Annotated in this window: 18 protein-coding genes; 6 read left to right on the top strand and 12 right to left on the bottom strand. The window is 65.8% G+C overall.

The window, feature by feature from the left end:
• Window positions 1–51: 51 nt before the first annotated feature.
• Together ACWKWX_RS27965 and ACWKWX_RS27960 are read left to right on the top strand one after the other, a co-directional pair.
• Window positions 52–234: a hypothetical protein gene (locus tag ACWKWX_RS27965; protein ID WP_416423332.1), complete on the top strand. Its 183-nt coding sequence runs from the start codon at window positions 52–54 to the stop codon at window positions 232–234.
• A gap of 56 nt (window positions 235–290) precedes the next feature.
• Window positions 291–914: a LysE family translocator gene (locus tag ACWKWX_RS27960; RefSeq protein WP_416423333.1), complete on the top strand. Its 624-nt coding sequence runs from the start codon at window positions 291–293 to the stop codon at window positions 912–914.
• Window positions 915–930: 16 nt separating this feature from the next.
• Here the strand turns inward: ACWKWX_RS27960 and ACWKWX_RS27955 are convergent, their stop codons facing one another.
• From ACWKWX_RS27955 to ligD, 3 genes are all read right to left on the bottom strand, one after another.
• Window positions 931–1218: a helix-turn-helix domain-containing protein gene (locus tag ACWKWX_RS27955; RefSeq protein WP_416423334.1), complete on the bottom strand. Its 288-nt coding sequence runs from the start codon at window positions 1216–1218 to the stop codon at window positions 931–933.
• Complete coding sequence (locus ACWKWX_RS27950) at window positions 1202–1495, bottom strand: type II toxin-antitoxin system RelE/ParE family toxin (protein WP_483829486.1); 294 nt, start codon at window positions 1493–1495, stop codon at window positions 1202–1204. Before ACWKWX_RS27950 ends, ACWKWX_RS27955 begins: the two co-directional genes overlap by 17 nt.
• A gap of 301 nt (window positions 1496–1796) precedes the next feature.
• Window positions 1797–3419 carry a non-homologous end-joining DNA ligase gene (ligD, locus tag ACWKWX_RS27945; RefSeq protein WP_483829485.1) on the bottom strand — a complete coding sequence of 541 codons (1623 nt, stop codon included), beginning with the start codon at window positions 3417–3419 and terminating at the stop codon, window positions 1797–1799.
• 348 nt (window positions 3420–3767) lie between these two features.
• On the opposite strand from ligD, the gene ACWKWX_RS27940 reads away from it, so the two are divergent.
• On the top strand, window positions 3768–4028 hold the full coding sequence (locus ACWKWX_RS27940; RefSeq protein ID WP_416423337.1) for a DUF1652 domain-containing protein: 261 nt from the start codon (window positions 3768–3770) through the stop codon (window positions 4026–4028).
• A 74-nt stretch (window positions 4029–4102) separates the two neighbouring features.
• On the opposite strand, the gene ACWKWX_RS27935 is transcribed toward ACWKWX_RS27940, so the two are convergent.
• Window positions 4103–4510 (bottom strand): hypothetical protein, encoded by a 408-nt coding sequence (locus ACWKWX_RS27935; protein ID WP_416423338.1) that lies wholly within the window; start codon window positions 4508–4510, stop codon window positions 4103–4105.
• A gap of 196 nt (window positions 4511–4706) precedes the next feature.
• Between ACWKWX_RS27935 and ACWKWX_RS27930 the strand changes: the two genes are divergently transcribed.
• Both ACWKWX_RS27930 and ACWKWX_RS27925 read left to right on the top strand, forming a co-directional pair.
• Window positions 4707–5102 (top strand): RidA family protein, encoded by a 396-nt coding sequence (locus ACWKWX_RS27930; RefSeq protein WP_416423339.1) that lies wholly within the window; start codon window positions 4707–4709, stop codon window positions 5100–5102.
• A 31-nt stretch (window positions 5103–5133) separates the two neighbouring features.
• Entirely contained in the window at window positions 5134–6333 is a 1200-nt protein-coding gene (locus tag ACWKWX_RS27925; protein ID WP_483829484.1) for an amino acid deaminase, read from the top strand.
• A 69-nt stretch (window positions 6334–6402) separates the two neighbouring features.
• On the opposite strand, the gene ACWKWX_RS27920 is transcribed toward ACWKWX_RS27925, so the two are convergent.
• Window positions 6403–6678 carry a peptidylprolyl isomerase gene (locus ACWKWX_RS27920; RefSeq protein ID WP_008369722.1) on the bottom strand — a complete coding sequence of 92 codons (276 nt, stop codon included), beginning with the start codon at window positions 6676–6678 and terminating at the stop codon, window positions 6403–6405.
• A 51-nt stretch (window positions 6679–6729) separates the two neighbouring features.
• On the bottom strand, window positions 6730–8904 hold the full coding sequence (locus ACWKWX_RS27915; protein ID WP_483829483.1) for a PAS domain-containing protein: 2175 nt from the start codon (window positions 8902–8904) through the stop codon (window positions 6730–6732).
• An 87-nt stretch (window positions 8905–8991) separates the two neighbouring features.
• On the opposite strand from ACWKWX_RS27915, the gene ACWKWX_RS27910 reads away from it, so the two are divergent.
• A complete protein-coding gene (locus tag ACWKWX_RS27910) occupies window positions 8992–10146 on the top strand; it encodes a PilT/PilU family type 4a pilus ATPase (protein ID WP_416423342.1) in 1155 nt (384 codons plus the stop codon).
• Between the two features lie 147 nt (window positions 10147–10293).
• On the opposite strand, the gene hbdH is transcribed toward ACWKWX_RS27910, so the two are convergent.
• The 6 genes from hbdH to ACWKWX_RS27880 form a co-directional block, all read right to left on the bottom strand.
• Entirely contained in the window at window positions 10294–11064 is a 771-nt protein-coding gene (gene hbdH, locus ACWKWX_RS27905) for a 3-hydroxybutyrate dehydrogenase (RefSeq protein WP_483829482.1), read from the bottom strand.
• 16 nt (window positions 11065–11080) lie between these two features.
• Window positions 11081–12667: an ABC transporter ATP-binding protein gene (locus ACWKWX_RS27900; RefSeq protein WP_483829498.1), complete on the bottom strand. Its 1587-nt coding sequence runs from the start codon at window positions 12665–12667 to the stop codon at window positions 11081–11083.
• A 7-nt stretch (window positions 12668–12674) separates the two neighbouring features.
• Window positions 12675–13697 carry an ABC transporter permease gene (locus tag ACWKWX_RS27895; RefSeq protein ID WP_416423344.1) on the bottom strand — a complete coding sequence of 341 codons (1023 nt, stop codon included), beginning with the start codon at window positions 13695–13697 and terminating at the stop codon, window positions 12675–12677.
• On the bottom strand, window positions 13697–14758 hold the full coding sequence (locus tag ACWKWX_RS27890) for a microcin C ABC transporter permease YejB (RefSeq protein WP_416423345.1): 1062 nt from the start codon (window positions 14756–14758) through the stop codon (window positions 13697–13699). Before ACWKWX_RS27890 ends, ACWKWX_RS27895 begins: the two co-directional genes overlap by 1 nt.
• Complete coding sequence (locus ACWKWX_RS27885; protein WP_483829481.1) at window positions 14758–16605, bottom strand: extracellular solute-binding protein; 1848 nt, start codon at window positions 16603–16605, stop codon at window positions 14758–14760. The genes ACWKWX_RS27890 and ACWKWX_RS27885 overlap by 1 nt, the downstream gene beginning before the upstream one ends.
• Before the next feature lie 112 nt (window positions 16606–16717).
• Complete coding sequence (locus ACWKWX_RS27880; RefSeq protein ID WP_007952068.1) at window positions 16718–16999, bottom strand: peptidylprolyl isomerase; 282 nt, start codon at window positions 16997–16999, stop codon at window positions 16718–16720.
• Window positions 17000–17214: the final 215 nt, after the last annotated feature.

Raw genomic sequence — 17214 nt, 5'->3', positions numbered from 1 at the left:
TGGCGCGGATGGCGATCACAATAAAACCAGCCCCGCGCGTACAGGTGTCCCATGACCTCCGACCCCCTCGACCGCTCCAGCAACCCCTTGGCTCCCGACCCGGTACCGCCCGATGCGCGCCCGGGCGATGAAAACCTGCCGCCCATTCCCCTGGACAAGGACCCGGAACTGGACCCGGACAAGGTCCGCACCGAGACCGACGACGGTGAAATGAGCCCCGACGACCCTCGTTGAGCCAGCCCGATAGGCGGTGCTAAGCTGCCAGGCCGTCCTGCCTGGAGCGCCACGCCGTGAACCTTGCGACCCTGCTGCTGTTCGTGCCCGCCTGCTTTGCCTTGAACATGGCCCCGGGGCCGAACAACCTGCTGTCCCTGAACAACGCCAGCCGCCACGGCTTCGCCACCTCGTGCCTGGCGGGCGCCGGGCGGCTGCTGGCCTTCGCCGGTATGATCGCCCTGGCGGCCATGGGCCTGGCAGTGGTACTGCATGCGTCGGAACGGCTGTTCCTGATGGTCAAGGTGGCCGGTGCGCTGTACCTGTTCTACCTCGCCGTGCAGCTGTGGCGCGCCCCGGTGGACGGCCAGGCGCCGGGCGGGCCGGGCAGCCGCGGCCTGTTCAAACTGGCGGGGCAGGAGTTCTGGGTGGCGGCGGGCAACCCCAAGGCCATCCTCATTTTCACCGCCTTCCTGCCGCAGTTCGTCTCGGTCGACGGCCCCACCTCGGTGGGCCAGCAGTTCTTCTGGCTGGGGGCCATGTTCCTGTTGCTGGAATGGCTGGCCATTGCCATCTACGCCTGGCTGGGCAGCCACCTGCAGCGCTGGTTCAGCCAGCCGCGGCCACGGCGGGTGTTCAACCGCGCGAGCGCGGTGTTGTTGAGTTGCGCGGGGGTGGGGCTGCTGGCGGCGCGGCGTTGACGCGCAGATAGGGCGCTCAGACGAAATGCACTTCAATCCTCTTGCCCAGCGCGGCGGCGTACTTGCGCAAGGTGTCCAGGCTGGGGGAGTGCTTGCCGGACGCCAGTGCCCGCTCCAGGCGCGCCACGGCGGGCGCCTTGGTGCCCATGCGCTCGGCCACCTGCGCCTGGGTCAGCCCTGCTTCCCGGCGCGCATTGAGCATCTCGTCCAGCAGGGCAAATTCCTCGCGGTTCAGCCGTTCGTACTCGGCCAGCGCTTCGGGCTCCGCCAAGGCCTTGGCTTTAAGCTCAGCGTGAGTCAGCATTGTTCTTTACCTCTTTCATTCTGGTTTCGGCCAACCGTCTGTCTTTGACAGGCGTCTTGTCGGTCTTTTTCACGAAGTTGTGCAGGACCACGATTCGCTTGTTGACCAAGGTGCAGAAGAACGCCCTGGCAATGCCTTCAGCGGACTTCAGGCGCAGCTCGAACAACCCCTCGCCAAACGCCTTGCTGTGGGGTTCCCCGAGGTTGGGGCCGTGAAGCTCCATGCGATCGGTCAAGGCAAAGTAGCGGCCACGCAAACCCGGCGGCAATGCAAGCACATCATCCTGAACGCTTTCATTGTAATAGGTTAGGGTAGTAAGTCATGGAGCGCAGAATAACAAATATGTTATTTCTGTGCCAGGCAGGCAGATGAAGGTGGGCGCCCCCGGGTAGCCGGGGCGGCGCATCCCAGCCAAAAAAAAGACCAATGCCCTCGGGGTTGGGGATCTCCGGGCATTGGCCATTCAAGGGCAAACGTTGAGACATCCTGTCTCGACACCTGCACGATAGCCTGTGTGCTAACTATGAGCCAGCTAACAGTTAGTGAAACACCTTTTCAAACCACACAATAATCGGATCCTAATCATGGGGCGGCTCCACGCCCAGCTGCGTCCACATGCGCGTGGTCAGGCGTTGGCGGTTGTCATAGCCTTGCCACGGGTCGGTGGGCAGTTGTTCCAGGCGCTCGCCAATGTTGCCCAGGTGCCAGTGACGCGCGCTTTCCAGGTTGGCCAGCTCGTGCCGGGCGATGGGCGTGGACACCGGCAGGCCGGGGCGGGCCCGTACCGAGTAGGCGGCCACGGTGCTGGCGCCGCGCTGGTTGCGCAGGTAATCGACGAAGATGCGCCCCGCCCGGTAGCGCGGCCCCTGGGTGGCGGTGAAGCGCTCGGGCAGTTGGGTCATGAGGTAGTGGGCGATGGCCTTGGCGAACCCCAGCACGCGGTTCCAGCGGGCGTGGCGGGCCAGTGGCACGATGATGTGCATGCCCTTGCCACCGCTGGTCTTGAGGTAGCTGCGCAAGCCCAGTTCATCGAGCAGCGCCTGGGTCTGGGCGGTGGCGTCCAGCACCATGCCCCAGGGCAGCGCCGGGTCGGGGTCGAGGTCCAGCACCAGGCGGTCGGGCAGGTCCAGGCGGTCGCTGGTGGCGCCCCAGGCGTGGAATTCCACGGCGCCGCGCTGCACGGCCTCGATCAGCGCCGGCAGGCGGTCGACCTGCATCAGCTGCGCGTGCCCGGGGTCGAGGGCGGGAGGTAGCAGGGTGATGTGCGGCAAGGCCAGGTGTTCGGTGTGGCGCTGCAGGAACAGGTCGCCCTCGACGCCGTGGGGCGCGCGCATCAGGGCCACCGGGCGTTGGCGCAACTGCGGCAACAGCCAGGCGCCGATCCGCTGGTAAAAACGCGCCAGGTCGACACGGGCTGTCTGGCTGACGCGATCGAGTACGCGTTCGGGGTGGCTGATGGACACCCCGGCGACAGACTCGCGGTGGCCATCGCTGAAGTCATGGCTGGGTTCGTCCGTGTGGCGGGCCTGGCTTTCGGTCATCAGTGGCGCATGGCTGGCGTCGGTCACGCAGTCCAGCTTGATCCAGTCCAGGTTCCGCTCGCCGTCGCGGTACAGGCTGCCGCGGCGCTTGCCGATCACGCCTTCGTGGTTCAGGGTGCAGACGCCTTCGAGGATGTCCGGGGTGCTGGCGGTGAAACTGTCGGAGAAGCGCAGCAGTGGATGCTTGGCGCTGCCCAGCAGCTTGCGCAGGCGCGCGCGGCGCTGCTCCAGCGGCTGCTCGCGCAGGTCCTCGCCGTTGTGGAACGGCAGGTCGAACAGGTAGTACTGCAGGTCCATGCAGCGGCCGGCCTCGAAGGCCTCCTGCAGGGCGAGGTAGTCGGCCACGCCCTCGGCGTTGGCCTGCACCAGCTTGCCGTCCAGCCAGCTCTCGTTGAGCTGCAGCGCGGCGATGGCCTGCGCCTGGTGCGGCAGCTCGGCGGTCCAGTCCAACCCCTCGCGGTTGAACAGGCGCACCTCGCCGTCGCTGATGCGGCTCATCAGCCGGTAGCCGTCATGCTTGATCTCGAACAACCATTCGCCTTCGGGCGGCTGCTCGACGCGAGTGGCCCGTTGCGGCGCCAGGTGGGGCGGGATGGGAGCTGGCTCTGAGGGGGTGTCGGCAGGCGGGCTGCGACGATCTTCGCTCAACGGCTTGGCCATGATATGTACTTCCTGGGGCTGAACCTCTGGGATCTGACGTCCTGTACGATATTTTCAGCTGACCATGGCGAGGGCGGTTAAGTTTCAGCGCAGGGAAGGTGTGCAAATTGCAGGGGTTGCGACCTGCAACGTGGCATTTTGCATGATGGCTTTTTGATTTCTAGCGGGTATGTCGTTGATTTTCAACGATACGCTTGGCGGTGGTGGCCGGGCATGGAAGCTGCACAAGAAAAGTGCAGGATCCCTGCCATCAGACCGGTGGTGCAGCGCGCAATCAAATAGCCATCTAGGCTGCACGAAGCCGCTGAAAAATCACGGACGCAACCGATAAGAAATGGAGCTTTTGCCATGTTGTCCACCCTTGAACTGCGCAACATCATTGAATCAAGTTTTCTGCCCCAGCGTTGCCAATGCACCTTGGCCCAGGACCAGTCCCTGACGGTGCGAGTGTTTGATCGAACATCGGACCGGGTGGACCTCACCGTCACCGGCATCAGCGCGCAGCAGCTCAACAGCAGCCGGGCGATCTCGAACCTGATCGCCGGCCTGCGCGCCGACCTGGCGCACCGCCACCTGAACCAGGTGCGACGGGTGAACGACAGCCTCTGATTGGTTCAACGGCGCGTAAAAAAACCGGCTGCTCCCTTTCGGGCGCGCCGGTTTTTTTGTGCCTTGTCGAGGTATCAGCGCGACGCTTGCATCTGCCGCAGGATGGCGCGCTCGCCATTGCCCACGCTGACGAACGCCAGGCCCAGGCCCAGCTCGGCGAACACCGAAATCAGGATGCCGGGGCCGGCATGGCCGCTGAGCCAGTCGAATAACCCCAACAGTGCCATGGCCAGGCAGCCCACCATGAACCCGCGCACCATGGCAGCCCGCGCCGGCGACGGCGGGCAACCGCGCACGCAGAAAAACATCACGCCCACGCCCAACAGCAGCGCGGCAATGCGCCTGCCCAGCAAGGCGGCGGCTTCGCTGTGAGGGATGTCCCAGAAGGCGAGCAGGCGTTCGGCGGAGGTACCCCAGATCAGGGCGAGGGCGAAACACAGGAAGGCACAAAAGAGGGCGAGGCGACGGAAAGTCAGCGGCATTTCTAGTCCTTGAAAAAAACATGCGTCCAGCGCAAACGCTGATAGTAGCGCGGTCGCGGCCTTGCGCGCATGTGAATTTGGTATCGGATTTTCAAACCCTGTCGCAAAGTTGTCGTCGATGGCGGGCGGGGCGGCTGGCACAATGGCGGTGCATATTACCCATCATTGCGTTCAGCGCGAGAGCACAGGAGTCCTCATGTCCATTACTCGTCATGGCACCGGCAGCACAGGTGCCGGTGGTCAACCGCTGCCTTTCGCACGGGCGGTGGAGGCCGATGGCTGGCTGTATGTATCGGGCCAGGTGGCCATGGAAAACGGCGAGATCATCGACGGCGGCATCGTCGCGCAAACCCACAAGACCCTGCAGAATCTCGTCGCCATCCTCCACGAGGCGGGCTACGGCCTGGAGCACGTGGTGCGCACCGGCGTGTGGCTGGACGATGCGCGCGACTTCTGGAGCTTCAACAAGGTCTTCGCCGAATACTTCCCGCCGCACCTGGCGCCTGCGAGGGCGTGCGTGCAATCGAGCATGGTGGTGGACTGCAAGGTCGAAATCGACTGCGTGGCCTACAAAGCCAAACCCCGAGCATGATCGCGCGCGTTGCCGCCCCTGGAGATACGTTATGCAAGTAGTGGAGAAGGGCGCCGCCGTACCGGGCGACAACCTGTTGATCGACGTCAGCCTGCCAGCCCTGGTGCTGCACGGCGAAGCGCTGGAACACAACATTCGCTGGATGCAGGCGTTCGCCAGCGCCAGCGGCGCGCAGCTGGCGCCCCACGGCAAGACCAGCATGGCCCCGGCGCTGTTCGCCCGGCAGCTGCAGCGCGGCGCCTGGGGCATCACCCTGGCCACCGCGGTGCAAACCTGCGCGGCCTATGCGGCCGGTGTTCGCCGGGTGCTGATGGCCAACCAGCTGGTGGGCGCGGCGAACATGCGCCTGGTCGCGGACCTGCTGCTGGACCCCAGCTTCGACTTCCACTGCCTGGTGGACCACCCGGACCAGGTGCTGGCCCTGGGTGAATACTTCGCCGAACGCGGCCAGCACCTCAACGTGATGATCGAGTACGGCGTGGCCGGCGGCCGTTGCGGTTGCCGCAGCGAGGCCGAGGTCAAGGCGCTGGCCGCCGCCATCGCTGCCCAGCCGGCCTTGCGCCTCACCGGCATCGAAGGCTACGAGGGGGTGATCCACGGCGAGCAGGAAATTGCCGCTATCCGCGCCTTCGCCGCCTCGCTGGTCAGCCTGGCGGTCGAGTTGCAGGGGCAGGGCGCCTTTGCGTTGCCGCAACCCATCGTCACCGCGTCCGGTTCGGCCTGGTATGACCTGATTGCCGAGGCTTTCGACGCCCACGCCGCCCGTGGGCGCTTCCTGGCCGTGCTGCGCCCGGGTAGCTACGTGGCCCATGACCATGGCATCTACAAGGTCGCCCAGGGCGGCGTGCTGGCTCGTCGTGCCGACCTGGGCGAGGGGCTGCGCCCGGCCATGGAGGTGTGGGCGCACGTGCAATCGGTGCCGGAACCGGGCTGTGCGATCGTGGCGCTGGGCAAGCGCGACGTCGCCCATGACGCCGGCATGCCGCAGCCGCTGCGGCGCTACCGGGCCGGGTTGCTGGGCGACACCGGCGATGACGTCAGTGCCTGCGAGGTCACCCGCATCATGGACCAGCACGCGTTCGTGAAGGTGGCGGCGGGGGTAGACCTGCGCATCGGCGACATCATCGCCTTCGGCACCTCGCACCCGTGCCTGACGTTCGACAAGTGGCGGGTAGGCTGCATCGTCGACGAACGCTTCAAAGTGGTGGAAACCTTCACCACCCAGTTCTGACAACCCCGTAGCAGCTGCCGAAGGCTGCGTCCGGGCCGGGACGCGGCCTTTGGCCGCTGCTACGGGGGATCAGTCGCGGTAGAACACCTGCACCAGGTGGTAGCCGAACTTGCTCTTGATGGGGCCATGCACGGTGCGCAGCGGCTTCTTGAAGATAACCTGGTCGATGGCGCCCACCATCTGCCCCGGGCGCACTTCGCCCAGGTCGCCGCCGCGCTTGCCCGATGGGCAGGTGGAGAATTTCTTCGCCAGCACGTCGAAGGCTTCGCCCTTGGCGATGCGCTGCTTGAGTTGTTCGGCCTCTTCGGCGGTTTTCACCAGAATGTGGCGAGCTTGAGCTTTCATGACGCGGGGCCCTGTGAACGACGTTGAAAAAGCGCGCGATTATGCCGCAAATCAGCTGTCGGCGGCGGGTTGATTGATCATCTCGCGAATCTTGTTGGCCAGCAGGTCGATGGAGAACGGCTTGGTAACCATGTCCATGCCCTCGGCGAGGAAGCTGTGGCGCTCCGCGGCTTTTTCCGCATAGCCGGTCATGAACAGCACCTTGAGCCCCGGCCGATGCTGGCGCGCCATCTCTGCCAGCTGCCGGCCGTTGAGGCCGGGCAGGCCCACGTCGGTCACCAGCAGGTCGATGCGCAGGCTCGACTCCAGCAGCGGCAAGGCGGCCTTGGCGTCTGCCGCCGGGTGGGCGTGGTAGCCCAGTTCGTCCAACACGTTGAGCACCAGCATGCGCACCGCCGGGTCGTCCTCCACCACCATCACGCTTTCACCGTGCTGCGCCAGCGGCGCGCCCTGGGGCGCCAGCACCTTGGGCTTGGCCTCCTCCTGCTCGACGTGGCGCGGCAGGTACAGGCGCACGCAGGTGCCCTGGCCCGGTTCGCTGTGCAGGGTGACCAGGCCGCCCGACTGCTGGGCAAAGCCGTAGATCATCGACAGCCCCAGGCCGGTGCCCTGGCCGATGGGCTTGGTGGTGAAGAAGGGGTCGAAGGCCTTGGCCTGGATCGCCGGGGTCATGCCGGCGCCGTCGTCGCTGACGCTCAGCAGCACGTACTGGCCCGGCTTCAGGGCTTCCAGCCCTGGCTCCTCGCCAGGCGCGGCCAGGCTCAGGTTGCTGGTCTCGATGCGCAGGGTGCCGCCGTCAGGCATGGCGTCGCGGGCATTGATCACCAGGTTGAGCAGGGCGTTTTCCAGCTGGTTGGCGTCGGTGTTCACCGGCCAGACGTTGGGCGCCAGGCGGATCTTCAGCTGAATGTGTTCGCCCTTGGTGCGGCTGAACAGCTCCTCCAGGGAGTGCACCAGCTGGTTGGGGTCCAGGCGCTTGCGGTCCAGCGACTGGCGCCGGGAGAACGCCAGTAGCCGGTGGGTCAGGGCCGCGGCGCGATGGGCCGAGGTGATGGCGGCCTCGCTGAAGCGGCCGATCTCATCGGCGCGGCCGGCAGCGATGTAGCGTTGCATCAGGTCGAGGCTGCCGATGATGCCGGTGAGCATATTGTTGAAGTCGTGGGCGATGCCGCCGGTCAGTTGCCCCACGGCTTCCATCTTCTGCGCGTGGCGCAGGGCTTCCTCGGCGCGCTCGCGCTCCTGCATCTCGGTGTGCAGGCGGCGGTTGGCCTCGGCCAGCGCCTCGGTGCGCTCGGCCACCCGTTCTTCCAGGGTTTCGTTGAGGCGCAGCAGGGTGCGTTCGGCCTCGCGGCGCTCGGTGATGTCGATGGAGGCGCCGACAAAGCGCACCGGCCGGCCATGGTGGTCGTTGTGGCTGCGGCCGCGGGCGTACACCCAGCGCACTTCGCCGTCGGGGCGCAGCAGCCGGTACTCGTTGGCGTATTCGCCGTCGCTGTGCACGCAGGCATTGATGCTGCGCGCGACCATGCCGCGGTCGTCAGGGTGCACGCCCTTGAGGTACTCGCCGATGGGCATCTTGCCGGCCAGGCCAGGGTCCACGCCGTGCAACTGGGCGAAGCGCGCGTCGGCCTGGAACAGGTCCTCGCGGATGTCCCAGTCCCAGGTGCCGACGCCGTTGGTCGCCTCGAGCGCCAGCTGCAAGCGCTCCTCGGTGTCGAGCTGGGCCTTGGCGCTGGCTTCGGAGCGGCGTTGCAGCTCGGCGGTCACACGCCGGCGCTCGTTGGCTTCGATGGCGGTGACCAGGATGCCGGCCACCGTGCCGCTTTCATCGCGGATGGGGCTGTAGGTCAGGTCTAGCCATACCTGGGCGGGGCCGGCGTCGCGGGGCAGGGTAAAGCCCTGTTCCACGTAGGTGCGCACCTCGCCGCCCAGCACCGCGCGGTAGATGGGGTCGGTGAATTCCTTCAACTGCGGCCAGATCAGGTCCACCGGCTGGCCAAACGCGCGGGGGTGGTTGCTGCCCGCCAGCAGGGCGAAACTGTCGTTGTACAGCTGGCACAGCTGCGGGCCCCACAGCAGCAGCATGGGCATGGGCGAATGCACCACGATGTCCACCGCGGTGCGCAGGCTCTGCGGCCACTGCGCGGGCGCGGGCAGGGGGCTGTCGCGCCACGGCAGCTGTTCGATCAGTTCGACGATGGAGCTGCCGACGGGGGTGCCGCTCATGTGCGTTGTCCTTTGATTTGCATGGCGGGGTGTTCTACCGCCAAGCTATAGCTTACTTTTCTATTGTCGCCCTGTGGACCCTCGCATATGGAAATCCAAGCCCTGCTGAAAATCCTCGCCTCCCAGGACGGTTCCGATCTCTACCTGTCCACCGGGGCGCCGCCCTGCGCCAAATTCAACGGCGTGCTCAAGCCACTGTCGGCGGAAGCGCTGAAACCCGGCGAAGTGGCGGCCATCGCCGCCGATATCATGGACGCCGAACAGCGCCAGGACTTCGAGCGTGACCTGGAGATGAACCTGGCCATGTCCATTCATGGCGTCGGACGCTTCCGGGTGAATATCTTCAAACAGCGCAACGAAGTGTCCATCGTCGCCCGTAACATCAAGCTCGACATTCCCCGTTTCGAAGACCTCAAGCTGCCGCCGGTGCTGCTCGAGACCATCATGCAGAAGCGCGGCCTGGTGCTGTTCGTCGGCGCCACCGGCTCGGGCAAGTCGACTTCCTTGGCGGCGCTGATCGACTATCGCAACCGCAACGCCAGCGGCCACATCATCACCATCGAAGACCCGGTGGAGTATGTGCACCGGCACAAGAAGTCGATCATCAACCAGCGCGAGGTGGGTGTCGACACCCGCAGCTTCCAGGCGGCCTTGAAGAATACCTTGCGCCAGGCGCCGGATGTCATCCTGATCGGCGAAATTCGCGACCGCGAGACCATGGAGCACGCCCTGGCGTTCGCCGATACCGGCCATCTGGCCATCTCGACGCTGCACGCCAACAACGCCAACCAGGCGCTGGACCGCATCATCAACTTCTTCCCCGAGGACCGTCGCCCGCAGCTGCTCAATGACCTGGGCAACAACCTGCAGGCGTTCGTCTCCCAGCGGCTGGTGAAGACCACCGACGGTAAGCGCCGGGCGGCTGTGGAGGTGATGCTGGGCACCGCCACCATCAAGGACCTGATTCACCGCAACGAGTTCGGCGAGCTCAAGGGCATCATGGAAAAATCGGTGAACCTGGGGATGAAGACGTTTGACCAGGCGCTGTACGAATTGGCCCTGGAGGGGGCGATCAGCGAGGAGGAAGCACTGAAGAACGCCGACTCGCAGAACAACCTGCGCCTGCGCCTCAAGCTGCACCGTGAAAACGGCCATGAGCCCAGCAGCGTGCCACTGCCGCCAGAGCCGGCGGCGGACGTGGACAGCGCTGACTGGAACCTGGTGGATGATGAGAACACCTGACCGGGCCCCGGACGCGGCCTGCGGCCGCTGCTACGCACATCCGTAGCAGCAACTGTCTTGTGGGAGCTGGCTTGCCAGCGAGCTTTTATGGCCCCAACAGCTCGCTGGCAAGCCAGCTCCCACAGGATGTAGCGGCCGCAGGCCGCGTCACTGCGCCAACCACCCGCCATCCATGTTCCACGCTGCACCGCGCACCTGGCTGCCGGCCTCACTGCACAGAAACAGCACCAGCTCGCCCAACTGCTCGGGGGTGACAAATTCCAGCGACGGCTGTTTCTCCGCCAGCAGGTCCTCGCGCGCCTGTTGCGGGTCCACGCCCTTGGCCGCGCGGTCGTCGATCTGCTTCTGCACCAGCGGCGTCAGCACCCAGCCGGGGCAGATAGCGTTGCAGGTCACCTGGGTGCGCGCGGTTTCCAGGCCCACCACCTTGGTCAGGCCGATCACCCCGTGCTTGGCCGCCACGTAGGCGGCCTTGCCGGTGGAGCCCACCAGCCCGTGCACCGAGGCGATGTTGATGATGCGGCCCCAGCCGCGCTCGCGCATGGCGGGTAGCGCCAGGCGCGTGGCGTGGAACACCGAGGACAGGTTGATGGCGATGATCGCGTCCCAGCGCTCCACCGGGAAGTCTTCCACCGCAGCCACATGCTGGATGCCGGCGTTGTTGACCAGAATGTCGACGCCGCCGAACTCGGCCTGGGCGTAGGCGAACATCGCCTCGATCTGCGCCGGCTGGCTGACGTCCGCCGGGTGGTGGCCAACCTTCGTGCCGTGGCGGGCCAGTTCGGCCAGCACCGCCTGGGCGTCGCCGAAGCCGTTGAGTATCACCTTGGCGCCAGCGGCGGCCAGGCCGTGGGCAATGCCCAGGCCGATGCCGCTGGTGGAACCGGTGACCAATGCCGTCTTGCCGTTCAGGGTCATGCCTATGCCTCCAGGGTCAGTGCGGCTCGGCCTGCACGTGGGCGGCCAGCAGCAGTTCGCGGGTATAAGGATGTTGCGGGGCTTCGAACAGGTCGTGGCTGGCGCCGCGCTCCACCACCTGGCCGTCCTTGACCACGATCACGTCGTGGGCCAGGGCCTTGATCACCGCCAGGTCGTGGCTGATGAACAGGTAGGTCAGCCCATGGTCGTCCTGCAACTGGCGCAGCAGGGCGACGATCTGCTTCTGCACGGTGCGGTCCAGCGCCGAGGTGGGCTCGTCCAGCAGGATAAGGTCGGGCTTGAGCACCAGCGCCCGGGCAATGGCGATGCGCTGGCGCTGGCCACCGGAAAACTCGTGGGGGTAGCGGTGGCGGCTGGCCGGGTCCAGGCCCACTTCCTCCAGCACCTTGATCACCCGTTCCTCGCGGTTTTCGGCGTCGCACTCGACGTGCACTTCCAGGCCTTCGCTGATGATCTGCTGCACCGACATGCGCGGGCTGAGGCTGCCGAAAGGGTCCTGGAACACCACCTGCATGCGCTTGCGCCACGGCAGCATCTGCTTGGGGGTCAGGCCCTCCAACGGCTGGCCGTCGAAGCGGATGCCACCTTGGGAATCGAGCAGGCGCAGGATGGCCTGGCCGAGGGTGGATTTGCCCGAGCCGGACTCGCCGACGATGCCCAGGGTCTTGCCCTTCTGCAGGCTCAGGCTGATGCCGTCCACCGCCTTGACGTAATGGGGCTTGCGCAGGAAGCCGCCACTGGTGGCGTACCACACCCGCAGGTTGTCGACGTCCAGCAGCGGCGGGCGTTCGTGGCGCGGCAGCGGCTCGCCGGCCGGTTCGGCGTTCATCAGGATGCAGCTGTAGGGGTGTTTGGGCGTGCAGAACAGGGTTTCGGTGTCGGCCTGCTCGACGATCTCGCCGGCGCGCATCACGCACACCCGCTGGGCAATGCTGCGCACCAGGTTGAGGTCGTGGCTGATCAGCAGCAGCGACATGCCCAGGCGCTGCTGCAGTGATTTGAGCAGCACCAGGATGCGCCGCTGCACGGTCACGTCGAGGGCGGTGGTGGGTTCGTCGGCAATCAGCAGGTCGGGCTCGCAGGCCAGGGCCATGGCGATCATCACCCGCTGCCGCTGGCCGCCGGACAGTTGGTGCGGGTAGGCCTTGAGGCGCTTTTCCGGCTGCTGGATGGCCACCAGTTGCAACAACTCCAGGGTGCGCGCCTGGGCGGCCTTGCCGGTCAGGCCGCGGTGCACTAGCAAGGTTTCGCCGATCTGCTTTTCCACCGTGTGCAACGGGTTCAGCGAGGTCATGGGCTCCTGGAAAATCATCGCCACGCGGTTGCCGCGGATCTCGCGCAACACGTTGGCCGGGGCGCCCAGCAGCTCGGTGCCGCGGTAGCGGATGCTGCCCTGGGTGTGGCTGCCGGTCTGCGGCAGCAGCTGCAGGATCGAGTGGGCGGTCACCGACTTGCCCGAGCCCGACTCGCCCACCAGCGCCAGGCACTCGCCGGGACGGATGTCCAGGTTCAGCTCACGCACTACGGTGTGGTCGTTGAAGGCCACGCTCAGGTTGCGTATTTCGATCAGGTTTTCGCTCATGCTGGCCTCAGGCGCGGGGGTCGAAGGCATCACGCAATGCCTCGCCGATGAACACCAGCAGCGACAGCACCAGTGCCAGGGTAAAGAAGGCCGTGAAACCCAGCCACGGCGCCTGTAGGTTGTCCTTGCCCTGGGCGATCAGTTCGCCCAGCGAAGCACTGCCCGCCGGCATGCCGAAGCCCAGGAAGTCCAGGGCGGTGAGGGTGGAAATGGCCCCGGTGAGAATGAACGGCAGGTAGCTGAGGGTGGCGTTCATGGCGTTGGGCAGGATGTGCCGGCGGATGATCTTGCCGTCGTTGAGGCCCAGCGCCCGCGCCGCCTTGACGTACTCCAGGTTGCGCCCGCGCAGGAACTCGGCGCGCACCACATCCACCAGGGCCAGCCAGGAAAACAGCGCCATGATGCCCAGCAGCCACCAGAAGTTGGGCTCGACGAAACCGGAGAGGATGATCAGCAGGTACAGCACCGGCAGCCCCGACCATACCTCCAGCAGGCGCTGGCCGAACAGGTCCACCCAGCCGCCGTAATAGCCTTGCAGGGCACCGGCGAGGATGCCGATCAGCGAGCTGATCACGGTCAGCGCAATGGCGAACAGGATCGATACCCGCGCGCCGTAGATCACCCGCGCCAGCACGTCGCGGCCCTGGTCATCGGTGCCCAGCCAGTTGCTGGCGCTGGGCGGGCTGGGGGCCGGCTGGGTGAGGTCGTAGTTGGGGGTGTCGGCGCTGAACGGAATGGGCGCGAAGATCATTTCCCCGCCGGCGTCGGCGATCAGCTTGCGCACATAGTCGCTGCGGTAGTCGGGCTGGAACGGCAGCACGCCGCCGAACTCGGTTTCGGTGTAGCGCTTGAAGGCCGGGAAGTACCACTGGCCGTGGTAACTCAGGGCCAGTGGCTTGTCGTTGGCGATCAGCTCGCCGCCCAGGCTCAGGGCGAACAGGGCAATGAAGATCCACAGCGACCACCAGCCGCGGCGGTTCTTGCGGAAACGGTCGAGGCGCCGGCGCGAGACCGGGGACAGGCGTTTCATCAGGCGCTCCTCCCGGCAAAGTCGATGCGCGGGTCGACCAGGGTGTAGCACAGGTCGCCCACCAGTTTGATCAGCAGGCCGAACAACGTGAAGATGAACAGGGTGCCGAACACCACTGGGTAGTCACGGGCCACGGCTGCTTCGTAGCTCAGGCGGCCGAGGCCGTCGAGGGAGAAGATCACTTCGATCAGCAGGGAACCGGCGAAGAACACGCTGATAAACGCCTGGGGCAGGCCGGCCACCACCAGCAGGATCGCGTTGCGGAACACGTGCCCGTACAGCACCCGGCGCTCGCTGACCCCCTTGGCGCGGGCGGTGACCACGTACTGGCGGGTGATTTCGTTGAGGAACGAATTCTTGGTAAGGATGGTGAGCGTGGCGAAGCCGCCGATTACCAGTGAGGTCACCGGCAGCACCAGGTGCCAGAAATAGTCGGCGACCTTGCCCAGGGTGGACAGCTGGTCGAAGTTTTCCGACACCAGGCCGCGCACCGGGAACCAGTTCAGCTCGGTGCCGCCGGCGAACAGCACAATCAGCAGCATGGCGAACAGGAACGCCGGCATGGCGTAGCCGATGATGATGGCGGTGCTGCTCCAGATATCGAAGTGGCTGCCGTGGTGCACCGCCTTGCGGATACCCAGCGGGATCGACACCAGGTAGGTGATCAGCGTGGCCCAGAAGCCCAGGGACAGGGTCACCGGCATCTTGTCGAGGATCAGGTCGGTGACCTTGGCGCCGCGGAAGAAACTGTTGCCGAAGTTCAGCGTGGCGTAGTTCTTGATCATCAGCCACAGGCGCTCCGGTGCGGGCTTGTCGAAGCCGTACTGGTGCTCGATGTCCTTGATCAGTTTCGGGTCCAGGCCACGGCTGGCGCGCGACGCGCCCTGGGCCGAATCGCCGCCGCCACCGCCCACGGCCACGCCGCCCAGGCCCTGCAGGCGGGCGATGGCCTGCTCCACCGGGCCGCCGGGGGCCGCCTGCACGATGACGAAATTGACCAGTAGGATAATCAGCAGCGTCGGCACGATCAGCAGCAGGCGCCGCAGGGTATAGGCCAGCATCAGTGGGCCTCCTTGGCGCGCAGCTCGGCCATTTGCGCGTTGGTCAGCGGCGTGGGGCTGACCTGCCACCAGCTTTCCGGGGCCTCGTCATTGGGCGCCGGGTGCGCGGGAATGCCGAAGCGGTTCCACCACACGGTAGAGGTGCCTGGCGGGTAGTAGTTGGGAATCCAGTAGTAGTTCCACTGCAGCACCCGGTCCAGGGCGTGGGCGTATTCGGTCATGTCGGCCTTGGTCCTGGCATTGACCAGGCCCTTGATCAGCGTGTCCACGGCCGGGTCCTTGAGCACCATGTAGTTGCTGGAGCCGGTATCAGTGGCGCTGGCGGAGCCGAAGTAGTTGGACAGCTCCATGCCGGGGGAGGGCGACACCGGGTAGCCGGTGATGATCATGTCGTAGTCCCGGGCCATCAGCCGGTTGATGTACTGGGAAGAGTCGATGCGGCGGATCTGCAGGTCGATGCCGATCTGCGCCAGCGTGCGTTTCCACGGCAGGATGAGTTTTTCCAGGCCGGGCTGGCCATTGAGGAAGGTAAAGCTCAGCGGCTCGCCGGCGGCGTTCACCAGGCGGTCGCCGTCGGGCGTCCAGCCGGCGGCCTTCAACAGCGCCAGGGCTTGTAATTGCTTGTCACGAATAAAGCCGCTGCCGTCGGTGCGCGGGGCTTCGAACACCTGGGTGAAGACCTCGTCCGGCACCTGCCCGCGCAGGGGTTCGAGGATCTTCAGCTCGGCGGCGTCCGGCAGCTGCCGTGCTGCCAGCGGGCTGTTGGCGAAGAAGCTCTGCTGGCGGATGTACATGCTGCGCATCAGCTGGCGGTTGGTCCACTCGAAATCCCACAGCAGGGCCAGGGCCTGGCGCACGCGACGGTCCTTGAACACCGGCCGTTGCAGGTTGAACACGAAGCCCTGGGCGGCCTGCAGGCTTTGCGGCGCCAGGTGCGCGCGTTGCAGGCGGCCGTCGTCCAGCGCCGCGCTGTTGTATTTGATGGTGTAGCCAGTGGCGGAAAACTCGCGGTTGTAGTCGAAAGCGCCGCCCAGCAGCACCTGGCGCGCCACCTCGGTGTCGCCGAAGAACTCGATGCCGAACTGGTCGAAGTTGTACAGCCCGCGGGTCACCGGCAGGTCCCGGGCCCACCAGTCCTTGTCGCGCTGGAAGGTGATGCTGCGGCCGTTGTCGACCTTGCCCACGGTGTAGGGGCCGCTGCCGGGCGCGGCCTCGAAGCCGCCGCCGTTGGCGAAGTCGTGGTCTTTCCACCAGTGCTCGGGCAGCACCGGCAGCGAGGCCAGGTCCAGGGGCAGGCTGCGGTTGTCGTTGGCGCTGAAGTCGAAGCGCACCTGGCGCGGCCCTTCGACCTCGACGTCCTTCACCTCGGCGAACTGGGTGCGAAAGCGCAGGCTGCCCTGGGTCATCAGCAAATTGAAGGTGAACTTCACGTCGGCGGCGGTGATGGGCACGCCGTCGCTGAAGCGCGCCTTGGGGTTGATATAGAAGCGCAGCCACAGGCCGCTGTCGTCGCGCTCCATTTTCTCGGCGATCAGGCCGTACACCGTGTAGGCCTCGTCCAGCGAACGCAGGGCCAGGGGCGCGTACAGCAGGCCGTCCACCTGGCTCACGCCGATGCCCTTGTCTATATAAGGCAGCAGGTGGTCGAACTGGCCGATTTCCACGGCCGAGCGGCGCAGGCTGCCGCCCTTGGGGGCATCGGGGTTGACGTAGTCGAAGTGCTTGAAGCCGTCGGGGTACTTGGGCGGCTCGCCGTAGACGGTGAGGGCGTGCTGCGCGGCGGCAAGGGCGCAGGGGAGCATCAGCAACTGGGCGGTCAGCAGGAGAAGGGCGAAAACCGAGCGCATTGTCTGCCTTGTTCGAATGAGTGTGGGCGCGTGCTTACCCTATCATCAACCAAGGCACTGATCACAAACAAAACGGCCCGCACAAGGCGGGCCGTCAGCAGCGGGACAGGTATCAGTCCTGGCGGCTGGTGACTTCCAGCAGGTGGTAGCCGAACTGGGTCTTGACCGGGCCTTGCACCACGTTGATCGGGGCGCTGAACACCACGGTGTCGAATTCCTTGACCATCTGGCCTGGGCCGAACGAACCCAGGTCACCGCCCTGGCGGCTGGATGGGCAGGTGGAGTTGGCCTTGGCGACTTCGGCGAAATCGGCGCCGCCTTCGATTTGCGCTTTCAGTTCGTTGCACTTGGCTTCGGAGGAAACCAGGATGTGACGGGCAGTGGCTTTGGCCATGGGGAAGTACTCCAAAAAAACCTAAAGAAGGCAGCCTACCGCAATTTGCGCAAAAGCGCTGCCCCGTGGGCGATTATGTGGCGCCCCGGGACGCGGGACCGCATTGTTTTACCCACGTAGCAGCAACTGTCTTGAAATGGCGTCGTCTGCATCGCGACTAAAGTCGGCTCCTACCCTATTCGTGGTAGGAGCCGGCCTTGGCCGCGATGCAGGCG

Source organism: Pseudomonas imperatae, assembly GCF_057128625.1.
Note: the sequence above shows the minus strand (reverse complement) of the source record. Positions and strands in the feature narration are given on the sequence as shown.